13 protein-coding genes are annotated in these 13485 nt (G+C 66.1%); 4 read left to right on the top strand and 9 right to left on the bottom strand.

The features are described 5' to 3' along the window. Positions 1-1815: a protein translocase subunit SecD gene (gene secD, locus G6N43_RS19375; RefSeq protein WP_083149723.1), complete on the bottom strand. Its 1815-nt coding sequence runs from the start codon at positions 1813-1815 to the stop codon at positions 1-3. Positions 1816-1887: 72 nt separating this feature from the next. After that, the gene (gene yajC / locus G6N43_RS19380) at positions 1888-2241 is read right to left on the bottom strand and encodes a preprotein translocase subunit YajC (RefSeq protein ID WP_083149724.1); all 354 of its coding nucleotides are present in this window, start codon (positions 2239-2241) and stop codon (positions 1888-1890) included. Here yajC and G6N43_RS30500 point away from each other — a divergent pair. The 3 genes from G6N43_RS30500 to G6N43_RS19395 all read left to right on the top strand — a co-directional run bounded on the left by G6N43_RS30500 (position 2240) and on the right by G6N43_RS19395 (position 5401). Next, on the top strand, positions 2240-2458 hold the full coding sequence (locus G6N43_RS30500; RefSeq protein WP_179967894.1) for a hypothetical protein: 219 nt from the start codon (positions 2240-2242) through the stop codon (positions 2456-2458). The two genes, yajC and G6N43_RS30500, sit on opposite strands and share 2 nt — an antisense overlap. A 150-nt stretch (positions 2459-2608) precedes the next feature. Beyond that, entirely contained in the window at positions 2609-3949 is a 1341-nt protein-coding gene (gabT, locus tag G6N43_RS19390; RefSeq protein ID WP_083149725.1) for a 4-aminobutyrate--2-oxoglutarate transaminase, read from the top strand. A gap of 18 nt (positions 3950-3967) precedes the next feature. Continuing rightward, on the top strand, positions 3968-5401 hold the full coding sequence (locus G6N43_RS19395; protein ID WP_083149726.1) for a gamma-aminobutyraldehyde dehydrogenase: 1434 nt from the start codon (positions 3968-3970) through the stop codon (positions 5399-5401). A gap of 119 nt (positions 5402-5520) precedes the next feature. Here G6N43_RS19395 and G6N43_RS19400 read toward each other — a convergent pair whose 3' ends face one another. Together G6N43_RS19400 and G6N43_RS19405 are read right to left on the bottom strand one after the other, a co-directional pair. Then, complete coding sequence (locus tag G6N43_RS19400; protein ID WP_083149727.1) at positions 5521-5826, bottom strand: cytochrome P450 family protein; 306 nt, start codon at positions 5824-5826, stop codon at positions 5521-5523. Positions 5827-6102: 276 nt separating this feature from the next. Then, positions 6103-6735 carry a hypothetical protein gene (locus G6N43_RS19405; RefSeq protein WP_083149728.1) on the bottom strand — a complete coding sequence of 211 codons (633 nt, stop codon included), beginning with the start codon at positions 6733-6735 and terminating at the stop codon, positions 6103-6105. Between the two features lie 228 nt (positions 6736-6963). Between G6N43_RS19405 and car the strand changes: the two genes are divergently transcribed. Continuing rightward, a complete protein-coding gene (car, locus tag G6N43_RS19410) occupies positions 6964-10452 on the top strand; it encodes a carboxylic acid reductase (RefSeq protein WP_083149729.1) in 3489 nt (1162 codons plus the stop codon). Here car and G6N43_RS19415 read toward each other — a convergent pair. The 5 genes from G6N43_RS19415 to G6N43_RS19435 form a co-directional block, all read right to left on the bottom strand. Beyond that, the gene (locus G6N43_RS19415) at positions 10449-10835 is read right to left on the bottom strand and encodes a DUF1304 domain-containing protein (RefSeq protein ID WP_110810304.1); all 387 of its coding nucleotides are present in this window, start codon (positions 10833-10835) and stop codon (positions 10449-10451) included. The genes car and G6N43_RS19415 overlap by 4 nt on opposite strands. Positions 10836-10845: 10 nt before the next feature. Further along, on the bottom strand, positions 10846-11904 hold the full coding sequence (gene ruvB / locus G6N43_RS19420) for a Holliday junction branch migration DNA helicase RuvB (RefSeq protein ID WP_083149731.1): 1059 nt from the start codon (positions 11902-11904) through the stop codon (positions 10846-10848). Next, positions 11901-12488, bottom strand: coding sequence for a Holliday junction branch migration protein RuvA (gene ruvA / locus G6N43_RS19425; RefSeq protein ID WP_083149732.1), 588 nt, complete (start codon positions 12486-12488; stop codon positions 11901-11903). Before ruvA ends, ruvB begins: the two co-directional genes overlap by 4 nt. Further along, positions 12485-13051, bottom strand: a complete 567-nt coding sequence (ruvC, locus tag G6N43_RS19430; protein ID WP_083149782.1) for a crossover junction endodeoxyribonuclease RuvC — start codon at positions 13049-13051, stop codon at positions 12485-12487. The genes ruvA and ruvC overlap by 4 nt, the downstream gene beginning before the upstream one ends. 72 nt (positions 13052-13123) lie before the next feature. Next, on the bottom strand, positions 13124-13432 hold the full coding sequence (locus G6N43_RS19435) for a hypothetical protein (protein WP_133056538.1): 309 nt from the start codon (positions 13430-13432) through the stop codon (positions 13124-13126). Positions 13433-13485 lie beyond the last annotated feature (53 nt).

Here is a 13485-nt window from a genome sequence, read left to right on the forward strand (position 1 = left end):
CTACCCCCCTCCCGCCAGGTGCGCGGCGGCTCGTCGCTCGCGGGCGATCTGCTGCACCGCGCCCAGACCGTTCAGCCTCGGCTTGGCCAGCGTCGGCGACTTCGACGCGATGTACACGAGCGGCCAGGTCACCAGGACCACCACCACCACGTCGAGGATTGTTGTCAGGCCCAAGGTGAACGCGAAACCCTTCACCTGGCCCACAGCAAGGACATAGAGGACCGCCGCGGCCAGGAACGTGACCGCGTTGCCGGACAGAATCGTCTTGCGGGCCCTGCTCCAGCCTCGAGGCACGGCCGAGCGGAACGAGCGACCGTCACGTATCTCATCCTTGATGCGTTCGAAGAACACCACGAACGAGTCGGCCGTCATACCGATACCGATGATCAGACCCGCGATGCCGGCCAGGTCGAGGGTGTAGTTGATGTATCTGCCGAGGAGTACCAGGATCGCGTAAACCATTGCGCCGGAAGCGACCAGCGACACCGCGATCAGCAGCCCCAGGACGCGGTAATAGAGCAGTGAATAGAGCAGCACCAGCGCCAGCCCGACCGCACCCGCGATCAAGCCTGCCCGCAGCGACGTCAAACCCAATGTCGCCGAGACGGTTTCGGCTTCCGATGACTCGAAGGACAGCGGAAGTGAGCCGTACTTCAACACGTTGGCCAGTTCGCGGGCCGTCGACTGGTTGAACTGTCCGCTGATCTGAGTGCGGCCACCCGGAATGGGCTCGCGAATCTCGGGCGCGCTGACCACCTTCGAGTCGAGCACGAACGCGGTCTGGGTGCCGACGTTCGCCGCGGTGAAGTCGGCCCAGATCTTCGTCGCGTCACTCTTGAATTGGAGGTCGACGATGTATTGCGCCGACTGCTGGTCCAGGCCCGAGCTCGCGTTCTCGATCTGTTCGCCACTGATGATCGACTTGTCGAGGAGATAGACCTCGTTGCCGTTCTGCGAGCACGTGATCAACGGCAGATTCGGGTCGTCGTTACCGGCCAGCACGTCGTCCTCGCCGCAACGAGTCGCCTGAAACTGCAGCGCGAGGATCTGGATCTGCTGGTCGGTGCTCTGCCGCAGTTCCTTCTCGTCGGCGATGCGCTGCTGCAGCGTGGGCTCTCCCGGTGGCGGGGCCGGGGTCGGCTCCTGGCCCGGGGGTGCCGGCTGGGGCGGCGTCTGCTGGCCCGGAGGCGCGGGCTGAGGCGATGGGGACGGAGACGGAGATGGCGTCGGTGAGGGCTGCGGCTGCTCCGGGTAGGGACGCGGCTGCGGCGCCGGAGGCTGCGCGGGCGGTGCGGACGGCTGTTCGGCGCCTCCTGGCGGGACGTCCGCGCCTCCCGGCGGGGGCGTTGCGCCTTCCGGCGCGCCGGGCTCCACCGGTGGGAGCGGCGGTGCGCCCTCGGGCTCTTCGACCGGCGGCTGCTGGCCGGGCTGCACAGCAGGCATCACGTGGATCACGGGACGGATGTAGAGCCGTGCGGTCTGACCGAGGTTGCGGGCCTCGCTGCTGTCGCTACCGGGCACCGTGATGACGAGGTTGTCGCCGTCGATGATGACTTCGGATCCCGAAACGCCCAGACCGTTGACTCGGTCGCTGATGATCGATTGCGCCTGGAGCAGGGCGTCGCGGGTGGGACGCGAGCCGTCCGGGGTGCGAGCGGTGAGCGTTACGCGAGTGCCGCCCTGCAGGTCGATGCCGAGTTTCGGCTCGGCTTTCTTGTCCCCGGTGAGGAACACCAACAGGTATGCGCCGACCAGCAATACCAAAAAGAGCGCAAGGTATCGGGCAGGGTGCACCGGCGTCGAAGACGATGCCACGTTTCTAGGGTCTCCTCGAGATCAGTTCGTCAGCACCGCAAAGGTTACGTGCTGAGGCTGAGTCCTCCGCCCTCAGTCCTTCTTGTTCGGGCTTTCGGTGATTTCGGTGGCAGTCGATTCTTCGTCGTCGATGTCCTCGAAATCCTCGTAATCCTCGTCCTCGTCGGTCTCCGGCTCGATCTTGTCGCGCACGGCCAGCTTCATCCAGGTGGTGACCACGCCGGGCGCGATCTCGAGGTCCACCGAATCGTCGGTGATGCCGGTGATGGTGCCTTCCAGGCCCGACGTGGTGTGGATGCGGTCACCGATCTGAAGCGACTCGTGCAGATCGATGGTGGCCTGCATCGCCTTCTTCTGCCGGCGCGACGCGAAGAACATAAAGAGGCCCATGATGAGGATGAGCGGCAGGAAAACGACCAGATCCATGTCAGCAGCTGTCTTTCGTATCGGTCTCGGTTCACAGCGCAAGACCGGCAGGTCAGACGCTTCGTCAGGGACCAGTGTGCCATTGCTGCCGCAGATCATTGAGTTCGCCTACCGTCCGAAGGGCGGTAAGCAGAATCCACAGCCGTTCTTCGCCACGTGCCGGCTCGACCCGTGGGGCGTGATGCTGGGAGCCGTATGCCACTACGACCGAGATTGAGTTAAGCGCGACGAAATCCGTTGCCTCGCCCCGTGGCGGCGGTTGATTCCGCCACAACCTGCGGGAGTTTTCAATCGGATCGGTGCGCCGCCGACTAGGCTCGTACCGCGGCGCCTGGAGCGTCGAATCCCAGTTCGTCAGGAGGCGGAATTGAGCACCCTCGAGCAGAGTCGCTACCTCGCCACCGCGATACCCGGCCCGCTGTCGCAGGCGCTGATCGACAGGAAGACCGCCGCGGTGTCTCGCGGGGTCGGCAACACGATGCCGGTGTACGCGTCGCGGGCGTTCGGCGGCATCGTCGAGGACGTCGACGGCAATCGGCTCATCGATCTCGGTTCGGGTATCGCGGTGACCACCATCGGGAACTCCTCGCCCGCGGTCGTCGCCGCCATCGGCGATCAGGCGGCCCGATTCACCCACACCTGCTTCATGATCACGCCGTACGAGGGGTATGTCGCGGTCGCCGAACAGCTCAACCGCCTCACGCCCGGCAGCTATGAGAAACGGTCGGCGCTGTTCAACTCGGGTTCGGAAGCCGTGGAGAACGCGATCAAGATCGCCAGGAGCTATACGCGCAAGTCCGCGGTGGTGTCGTTCGACCACGCGTATCACGGCCGGACCAACCTGACGATGGCGTTGACCGCGAAGTCGATGCCCTACAAGCATGGCTTCGGCCCGTTCGCCCCCGAGGTCTACCGCGCACCGCTGTCGTACCCGTTCCGCGACGCGGAGTTCGGCAAGGAACTGGCGACGGACGGTGAGCTCGCGGCCAAGCGGGCGATCACCGTCATCGACAAACAGGTCGGCGCCGACAACCTGGCCGCGGTGATCATCGAACCCATCCAGGGTGAGGGCGGCTTCATCGTGCCTGCCGACGGCTTCCTGCCCACGCTGCTTGACTGGTGCCGAAAGAACAACGTGGTGTTCATCGCCGACGAGGTGCAGACCGGTTTCGCGCGCACCGGGGCGATGTTCGCGTGCGAACACGAGGGCATCGAGCCGGACCTCATCGTCACCGCCAAGGGCATCGCCGACGGTATGCCGTTGTCCGGGGTCACCGGCCGCGCCGAGATCATGGACGCACCGCACGTCAGCGGACTCGGCGGCACCTACGGCGGCAATCCGGTGGCGTGTGCGGCGGCACTGGCGACGATCGCCACCATCGAGGCCGACGGCCTGGTCGAGCGCGCACGTCAGATCGAGGCGCTGATGAAGGACCGGCTGGGCCGGTTGCAGGCCGAGGACGACCGCATCGGCGACGTCCGCGGCCGCGGCGCGATGATCGCGATGGAGTTGGTCAAGCCGGGCACCGCCGAACCCGACGCCGATCTGACGAAGGCGCTATGCGCGGGCTGCCACGCCGCGGGCGTGATCGTGTTGTCCTGCGGCACATTCGGAAATGTGCTGCGATTCCTTCCACCGCTGACGATCAGCGACGACCTTCTGATCGAAGGTCTCGATGTCCTCGCCCTTGTCCTCAAAGACCAATAACCGAAGGAGTTCACACACATGACGAAGGTTCAGAATTTCATCGGCGGCGAGCTCGTCGACTCCGTCAGCGGGGCCACCATGCCGCTGGTGGATCCCACCACCGGCGAGGAGTACGCGACGGCGCCGATCTCCAACGAGGCCGACATCGACAACGCGTACGCGGCCGCCTCGAAGGCGTTCGCCGACTGGAAGCGCACGACGCCGTCCCAACGTCAGAAGGCGCTGCTCGACTTCGCCGACGACGTCGAGCGCAACGCGCAGGCACTCGTGGAGGCCGAGGGCCGCAACACGGGTAAGCCCAACCACGTGACCATGGCTGAGGAGATCCCGCCGATGGTCGACCAGATCCGGTTCTTCGCAGGCGCGGCGCGACTGTTGGAGGGTAAGTCCGCCGGCGAGTACATGGAGAACCACACGTCGTGGATCCGGCGCGAGCCCGTCGGCGTCATCGGCCAGGTCGCCCCCTGGAATTACCCGATGATGATGGCGATCTGGAAGTTCTGTCCGGCCATCGCCGCGGGCAACACCGTGGTGATCAAGCCCAGCGACACCACTCCCGTGACCACCGTGATGCTTGCGGAGATCGCCGCCAAACACTTCCCGCCCGGTGTGCTGAATGTCGTGTGCGGCGACCGGAATACGGGCGCAGCGGTGGTGGCGCATCCGACGCCGGAGATGGTGTCGATCACCGGTTCGGTGGCCGCGGGCCGCGCGGTGGCCGTCAGCGCGGGCGGACATTTGAAGCGCACGCACCTGGAGTTGGGCGGCAAGGCGCCGGTGATCGTGTTCGACGACAGCGACATCGCCAGCGCCGCCGAGGGAATCGCGACGGCGGGTTACTTCAACGCCGGCCAGGACTGCACCGCGGCCACCCGCGTGCTGGCGACCGCGAAGGTGGCCTCGGAACTGACCGAGGCGCTCGCGGAACAGGCGCGGGGTGCGACGACCACGTTCGGCAAGGCCGCCGACGACGAGGACGCCTGGGTGCCGCCGGTCAACAACGTCAACCAAATGGAGCGGGTGCTCTCGTTCTTCGAGGATGTGCCGTCGCACGCCAACGTGGCTGTCGGCGGAAAACGCCAGGGCGACAAGGGTTTCTACGTGGAACCGACGGTCATCGGCGGGCTGCGCCAGGACGACCGTCTGGTGCAGCAGGAGATCTTCGGTCCGGTGATCACGGTGCAGTCGTTCTCGGATGAGGATGAGGCGATCGCATGGGCTAACGGCACCGAGTACGGACTCGCGTCGTCGGTGTGGACGAAGGATGTCTCACGGGCTCTACGGGTGTCGGCGGCGCTGAACTTCGGTTGCGTGTGGATCAACACCCACATCCCGTTGGTCGCCGAGATGCCGCACGGCGGGTTCAAATCGTCGGGCCACGGCAAGGACCTGTCGATGTACGGCTTCGAGGACTACACGCGCATCAAGCACGTGATGGCCTTCACCGGCTGATTTTTCTTGCGCGAGCAGGGCCACCTTCTTGCGGAAGGGGGGCCACCTTTTCCGCGAGCAGACGTGAAAGCCCCTATTTCGACGGCATTCTGGGGGTTTCCGCGTCTGCTCGCCAGAAGCTAGTCCGTGCCAACGACCAAATCGGTGACGAACCGGCGGATGTCATCGGTCGTCATCGCCTGTCCGTCGACCTCCACATCGATCAGCTCCGAGAGCAGGTCGTCGGTGGGGTGCGTGCAGCGGTCGGCGATCATCACGTCGACGTACTGGTGCAGCGCGTCGCGCGACTTCGACGACAGCGGGGTTTCGGCCCACCGGGTGAACAGGCGCCAGTCCCGCTCGGGAACGCCGAGTGCCTCACAGATGGCGACGACCGAATGCTGGCGAGCCGCATTGGAATCCGTGGTACCTGGCCTGTAGGTCATCTCGGCCTCCTGGTGAACGAGTAGATAAGTCGACTATCGGTTCCACCGAGCCGCGGATCATCCGCCGGGCGGCGTAATTTCGATCAGAGTTAGATAGCCAGGCTATATTCTGGGGCCGGTGCGGTCAGTCACGCAGGTCACAGATCGACTGTGAAGCTCGTCCCAGCTGCGGGGCATTGGGACTGGCGTCACCAAGTCTGCGCCGAAATAGCATTCCGGGTCGTCAAAGCCGTCGCTCGACAACCCGGAATGCTATTTCGCGGAGTGGAGGACGCGTCAGTGCGCGGGCGTCCGGCGCCGGCTGAACGTGTCGCGCCAGCGATGGCGTTCCGTGGAACCGGCCGTCGGCTGGATCTCGGTGACCTCGTCGGCGTCCGAGAACGCCGGCTGCGCCTGCTCGGCGACGACCGGGCGGTCGACGTACTCGACGTCACGCACGCTGCGCACCGAAATGCGGCCCACCGCCGCCGCACCGAGGAACACGATCAGCGCGCCGAGGCCGTAGAAGTACGACAACTCGAGCACCACGGCCTTGGTCTCCGTCGCCGCGACGGGTGCACCAACGTCACCGATGCCGAAGAGCCCCGCGCACGCGCGACCGATGATGAACCAGGCCCCCGCGAGCACGGCCAGCCACGCGCCGAACATCGCCGTGGCCCGATTGCGGGACACCAGCAACAGTAGTCCACCGACCACCGCTACCGCGCCGGGCAGCACCTGTAGCCACCCGCGCGCCTCGGTCCACGTCCACGCCCGGTCCGGGCTGAAGGCGAAGTCGAAGAACGGCCCGACAAACGGGATGAGGGCGCCCCAGGCGCCCAGCAGTATGAGCAGAAAGCCGCTCATCGCGCCCCTGCTGCGCTGCATCTGAAGGCGGCCCCCACGGGTCCGAACTCGTGTATCAGTCATGCAGGTCGGAGTACCCGCGCGACGCATCACGTAACCGGTGTCCGACGGTTGCAAACCGCCCGCCTGTGATAGTCGCCACCGCGCATGCGCCCCACCTGCCCATCCGTGCCGTTGACAGGCAACTGACAGCAACCGGGCGGAATAGCTTTAGTTTCGCTAACGATCCTTTTAATAGTGGGCTCAACGAGGCGCCCGACCAAATGAATTGTGTTATCGAAGGATTCCTCGATGTCCACTGATACCCGTCAAGAGCGCCTCGAGCGCCGCATCGCAGATCTGTACGCCACCGACCCACAGTTCGCCGCCGCCAAACCCGACGCGACGATCAGCGAGGCCATCGAACAGCCCGGGTTGCCGCTGGACGAGATGGTGCGCATGGTGATGGAGGGCTATCCCGACCGTCCCGCGCTCGGCGAACGCGCGATTGAGTACGTCACCGACGCGCAGGGGCGCACCACCGCAAAGCTTCTCCCCCGCTTCAACACCATCACCTATCGCGACCTGTGGGGCCGTGTCAACGCAGTCACCACCGCGCTTGCCGACGTGCGTCCCGGCGATCGCGTCGCGATCCTCGGCTTCGCGAGCGTCGACTACACGGTGATCGACATCGCCACCATCACGCTCGGCGCCGTCTCGGTGCCGCTGCAGACCAGCGCCGCGATCACCTCGCTGCGGCCCATCGTCACCGAAGCCGAACCGACCGTCATCGCCGCGAGCATCGACTATGTCGATGACGCAATCGAACTCGTGTCGACCGGCCATACACCGGCCACCCTGATCGTGTTCGACTACGACCCTGAGATCACCCACCACCGCGAAGCATACGAGGCCGCGCGCGCTCGCCTGACGGGTCACCCCGTCGTGGTGGAAACGCTGCAGGACGTGGTCGAGCGCGGAAAGACGTTGCCCACCAAGCCTGTTGCTCACCGTGAGGCGGACGACCTGGCGCTGCTGATCTACACCTCGGGCAGCACGGGAGCGCCCAAGGGTGCGATCTACACCCGGAATTTGTTCGCGAAGCTGTGGCTGCCCCACCACTGGGGCTGGGCCGAAAGCCTCGAGCCGACGATCGTCCTGAGCTTCATGCCGATGAGCCACGTCATGGGACGCTTCGGCCTCTACGGCGCGCTGGCCCACGGCGGCACAGCGTATTTCTCGGCCAAGAGCGACCTTTCGACCTTCCTCGAAGACCTCGGGCTCGTGCGGCCGACGCAGCTGTCCTTCGTCCCGCGTGTCTGGGACATGCTCTCCGCGGAAGTGCACAGCCAGCTCGATCGGCACGCAGCCGAAGGCGCCGATACCCTGTCGGACGCTGAATTCGCCAACGCTGTGCGGGATCGTCTGATCGGCAACCGCCACCTGATTGCGATGACCGGCTCTGCCCCGACCTCGCCGGAGCTGAAAGGGTGGGTCGAGTCGTTCCTCGGCTTGGACCTGCACGACGGCTACGGCTCGACCGAGGCGGGCGGGGTTCTGCTCGACGGACAGCTGAAGCGTCCACCGGTGGTCGACTACAAGCTGGTCGACGTGCCCGATCTGGGCTACTTCAGCACCGACCGCCCTTATCCCCGAGGCGAATTGCTGCTGAAGACCACCAACATGTTCCCCGGTTACTACAAGCGTCCCGAAGTGACCGCCGACGTGTTCGACGAGGACGGCTTCTACCGGACCGGCGACGTCATGGCCGAGCTCGGTCCCGATCAGCTGCAGTATGTGGACCGGCGCAACTTCGTCCTCAAGCTGTCGCAGGGTGAGTTCGTCACCGCGTCGAAGATAGAGGCGGTGTTCGAAACCAGTCCCCTGGTGCGGCAGATCTACATCTACGGCAACAGCGCCTGGTCGTATCTGCTGGCCGTGATCGTGCCGACCCCCGAGGCGCTGGCTCGCTACGGCGATCAGCAGCTGCGCACCGCGATCAGCGAATCGCTGGCCGACGTCGCGAAGTCAGCCGGTCTGCAGTCCTTCGAGGTGCCACGTGACTTCATCGTGGAGACAACGGCATTCACGTTGGAGAACGGTTTGCTCACCGGCATCCGCAAGCTGGCCCGGCCAAAGCTGAAGGAGATCTACGGTCCCCGACTGGAGGAGCTTTACTCGCAGCTCGCGGAGGGTCAGGCGACCGAGTTGCGCGAGTTGCGGCAGCACGGAGCCGAGCGGCCCGTCATCGAGGCCGTCGTCCGGGCGGCCGGTGCACTGCTGGGTACCGCTGCGGCCGATCTGGCGCCCGACGCGCACTTCACCGATCTGGGCGGAGACTCGTTGTCGGCGTTGACGTTCGCCAATCTGCTGCACGACATCTTCGACATCGAGGTCCCCGTCGGGGTGATCGTCAGCCCCGCGAACGACCTTGCCGCGCTTGCTGATTACATCGAGGTTGAACGCTCCGGCAGGACGCGCCCGACCTTCGCGTCGGTGCACGGTCGCGGTGCGACCACAGTGCACGCCGCGGAGCTGACCCTGGACAAGTTCCTCGGTGCCCGCACGCTGGCGTCCGCACCGGCTCTGCCGTACCCGAGCCAGGAGGTGCGCACCGTGTTGCTGACCGGTGCGACCGGGTTCCTGGGCCGCTATCTGGCCCTGGAATGGCTGGAGCGTATGCACCTCGTCGACGGCAAGGTGATCTGCCTCGTTCGCGCCAAGGACGACGCCGGCGCGCGGCAGCGACTCGACGACACGTTCGACAGCGGTGACGCGAGATTGCTGGACCACTACCGGCGACTGGCCGCGGAGCATCTGGAGGTGCTCGCCGGCGACAAGGGCGAACCCGACCTCGGACTCGACGCGAAGACCTGGCAGCGGCTGGCCGACACCGTCGACCTGATCGTGGATCCGGCCGCACTGGTCAACCACGTCCTGCCGTACGACCAGTTGTTCGGACCCAACGTCGTCGGAACAGCCGAACTGATCAAGCTGGCGCTGACCACGAAGTTGAAGCCGTTCATCTACCTGTCGACGATCGGCGTCGGCGATCAGGTCGAGCCGTCGAAGTTCGTCGAGGACGCCGACGTCCGGCAGATGAGCGCGACGCGTTCGGTCAACCACGGCTACGCCAACGGCTACGGCAACAGCAAGTGGGCCGGTGAGGTTCTGCTGCGCGAGGCCCACGATCTCAGTGGCCTGCCCGTGGCGGTGTTCCGGTGCGACATGATCCTGGCCGAGCCCCGCTACGCGGGCCAGCTCAACGTGCCCGACATGTTCACCCGACTGATGCTGAGCCTGGTGGCCACCGGAATCGCACCCGGATCGTTCTACGAACTGGATGCCGCGGGCCATCGGCAGCGGTCCCACTATGACGGTCTGCCAGTCGATTTCATCGCCGAGGCGATCTCCACCCTGGGCGCACACCAGGTCCACGGGTTCGAGACCTACCACGTCATGAACCCATATGACGACGGCATCGGGCTCGACGAGTACGTCGACTGGCTGGTCGAGGCCGGCTATGCGATCGACCGAGTGGCCGACTACGCAGATTGGCTGCAGCGTTTCGAGACGAGCATGCGGGCCCTGCCGGACCGTCAGCGTCAGGCGTCGCTACTGCCGCTGCTGCACAGCTACGCGCAGCCCGCCAAGCCGATGCGCGGTGCGTTGGCCTCGACCGAGCGGTTCCGCGCCGCGGTGCAGGACGCGAAAATCGGTCCGGACAAAGACATCCCACATGTCACGGCCGACATCATCGTCAAGTACATCACCGACCTGCAGGTGCTCGGCCTGCTCTAGAGTGCCAGCCCGACGCCCAAGAGCACGACCGCGATCAGGGGCAGAATGCCCTGGGTGATCGCGGCTCGTGCCTTGTCGGGCGACGACAGCAGTAGCACCAGCGCCGCGGCGAGCATGGAGCCGGTGCCGGCGAAAACCAGGGCGAGCCCGACGCCACAGTGTCCGGTTGCGCCGAGGACGATGCCCACGAAGGTCACGATCGCCAGAAACAGGTTGTAGAAACCCTGGTTGAAGGCGAGTTCCTTGGTGGCCAGCGCTTCTTCCTCGGTGGTTCCGAACGTCGCCCTGGTGCGGGCCGAGGTCCAGGTCAACGATTCCATCACCCAGATGTAGACGTGCAGCAGCGCCGCGAGACCCGCGAAGCCCAACCCTGCGTAGACGATCGCCATCGCTCTATTCGAACAGACCGGGCTGCCCAAAACCGGCGGTTCCGGCAGGCGGCCTCATTCCGAGATGCGTCCAGGCCTGGGCCGTGGCGACGCGCCCGCGGGGCGTGCGGGCGATCATGCCGGCACGCACGAGGAAGGGTTCGCAGACCTCCTCGACCGTCGTGGCTTCCTCCCCGACCGCGACCGCCAATGTCGACACCCCGACGGGACCGCCGCCGAAACTCTTTGTGAGCGCGGACAAGACGGCCCGGTCGAGCCGATCCAGCCCGAGTTCGTCCACGTCGTACACCGCAAGCGCCGACTTGGCGATGTCGCGGGTGATGACGCCGTCGGCGCGCACCTCGGCGAAGTCCCGGACCCGTCGCAGCAGCCGGTTGGCGATGCGCGGCGTGCCGCGTGAGCGTCGGGCGACCTCGGCCCCGGCGTCGGCCTGCAGCTCGATGCCGAGGATGCCGGCCGAGCGGGTCAGCACCCGCTCGAGTTCGGCGGGTTCGTAGAAGTCCATGTGGGCGGTGAAGCCGAACCTGTCGCGCAGCGGGCCGGTGAGCGCACCGGAGCGGGTGGTGGCGCCGACGAGCGTGAACGGCGCGACCTCGAGGGGTATGGACGTCGCGCCCGGACCCTTGCCAACGACGACGTCGACCCGGAAGTCCTCCATCGCGAGATAGAGCATCTCCTCAGCCGGTCTGGCGATGCGGTGGATCTCGTCGATGAACAGCACGTCGTGCTCGACGAGGTTGGACAGCATCGCCGCCAGATCGCCCGCACGTTCCAGCGCAGGCCCGGAGGTGACCCGCAGCGAGGTGCCCAGCTCGGCCGCGATGATCATCGCCAGCGAGGTCTTGCCCAGGCCCGGCGGTCCGGACAGCAGGATGTGATCCGGTGTACCGCCGCGGTTCTTGGCGCCCTCGAGGACCAGTTGCAGCTGTTCGCGCACACGGGGCTGGCCGATGAACTCCGCAAGCGACCGTGGCCGCAGGCTGGCGTCGATGTCGCCCTCGCCGACGGTCAGCGCCGGGGTGACCTCGCGGTCCTCGGGCGCGTCGTCGTCGAATCTGTTCATTTCCTACCCAGCATCGACAGGGCCGAGCGCAACGCCGTCGACTGCGTGGCCTCGGGTTCGTTGGCGAGCACCTTGTCGGTGGCCTCTTCGGCCTGTTTGAGCGCAAACCCAAGCCCGACAAGCGCTTCCACGACGGGGCCGCGCACCGAATGGCCGTTGAGCGCGGCGGCGCCCGACGGCGTCACAGCACCCACCTTGTCGCGCAGACTCAGGGCCATCAGTTCGGCGGTCTTCTTGCCGACCTTCGGTATCCGCGTCAGCGCGGCGATGTCGCCCTCGCCGATCGCACGCCGCAGCGTGGGCCCGTCGTACATGGCCAGCGCACCGAGGGCGATGCTGGGCCCGATGCCCGACACCCCCAGCAGTGTCAGGAAGAGGTTGCGCGCGTCGGCGTCGGCGAAGCCGTAGAGCGTCATCGAATCCTCGCGCACGATCATCGCGGTGATCAGCCGGGCCTCGTCACCGCGGTGCAGTGTCGCCAGGGTGGCCGGGGTCGCCATGACCTTGTAGCCGACGCCTGCAGCCTCGATGACGACGTGGTCGAGGGCGATGTCGAGGACCTCGCCGCGAACGGATGCGATCATCGTGCCGCCTTTGCTTTCGCCTTGATCGTCGCCTTGTACTTGCGTTGTTGCTCCGCGGCCAGCGCCTCCGCCGCCGCCATCCGCGCGATCATCGGGGCACGCCAGCAGTGACAGATCGCCAGCGCCAGCGCGTCGGCGGCGTCGGCGGGTGTCGGCTTGGTCTGCAGCGCAAGGATTCTCGTCACCATCGCGGTGACCTGCGCCTTGTCGGCGTTGCCGTTACCGGTGACCGCGGCCTTGACCTCGCTGGGCGTGTGGAAGTGGACGTCGATGCCCCGTCTGGCCGCTGCCAGCGCGATGACCCCACCCGCTTGTGCGGTGCCCATGGCCGTGTTCGCGTTCTGGTTGGCGAACACCCGCTCGATGGCGATCACGTCGGGCACGTGGGTGTCCATCCAGTGCTCGACGGTGTCGCTGATGGTGAGCAGCCGGTGCTGCAGCGGGTCATCGGACGGTGTGCGCACGACGTCGACGTCCAGAGCGACGACCTGCCGGCCCTTGCCGCCCTCGATGACGGACAACCCGCAGCGCGTCAACCCGGGGTCGACACCCATAACCCGCACGCCAGCGCCTCCTGTGAACATCTGTTCGAGAGACTAGCCCGGGGTACCGACCGCGCCCGGGAGGACACGCGGCTACACGAGGAAGTACCCGGGACGGTTGTCGGCATCGAGTTCACCTGCGATCTCGTCGATGCGGACCTTGGACTTCTTCCACCCGCGCACCAGCTCTTTGCGCACCCGCTCACCGTCGCGTTCGACGGTGATCACCCACCGCACACCGCAGAACTTGGCCAGCAGCCAGAACGGCCACAGCAGTGTGAAGATCAGCGCGATGAGGTTCTCTACCCAGCCGAAGGTCAGATCGAGCAGGCCGTTGGGGAACGGCCACCACCGCCGTTTGATCGTCCAGACGGTCCCGTTTTGATCGGTGAGAGTTGCCACGGCGGCCATTTTGCCTGCAGGAGTGGGCATTCCGCGCGATTGACGGCCGCGCA

The sequence above is a fragment of the Mycolicibacterium moriokaense genome, from assembly GCF_010726085.1.
GTDB classification, from domain to species: Bacteria; Actinomycetota; Actinomycetes; order Mycobacteriales; family Mycobacteriaceae; genus Mycobacterium; species Mycobacterium moriokaense.

Bases quoted from the DNA above. Each gene is read 5' to 3' on its own strand.
- G6N43_RS30500 (WP_179967894.1), top strand. From the start codon at position 2,240: ATGTCAGCAGCTGTCTTTCGTATCGGTCTCGGTTCACAGCGCAAGACC.
- G6N43_RS19405 (WP_083149728.1), bottom strand. From the start codon at position 6,735: ATGACTGATACACGAGTTCGGACCCGTGGGGGCCGCCTTCAGATGCAG.
- G6N43_RS19400 (WP_083149727.1), bottom strand. From the start codon at position 5,826: ATGACCTACAGGCCAGGTACCACGGATTCCAATGCGGCTCGCCAGCAT.
- ruvA (WP_083149732.1), bottom strand. From the start codon at position 12,488: ATGATCGCATCCGTTCGCGGCGAGGTCCTCGACATCGCCCTCGACCAC.
- yajC (WP_083149724.1), bottom strand. From the start codon at position 2,241: ATGGATCTGGTCGTTTTCCTGCCGCTCATCCTCATCATGGGCCTCTTT.
- car (WP_083149729.1), top strand. From the start codon at position 6,964: ATGTCCACTGATACCCGTCAAGAGCGCCTCGAGCGCCGCATCGCAGAT.
- G6N43_RS19395 (WP_083149726.1), top strand. From the start codon at position 3,968: ATGACGAAGGTTCAGAATTTCATCGGCGGCGAGCTCGTCGACTCCGTC.
- ruvB (WP_083149731.1), bottom strand. From the start codon at position 11,904: ATGAACAGATTCGACGACGACGCGCCCGAGGACCGCGAGGTCACCCCG.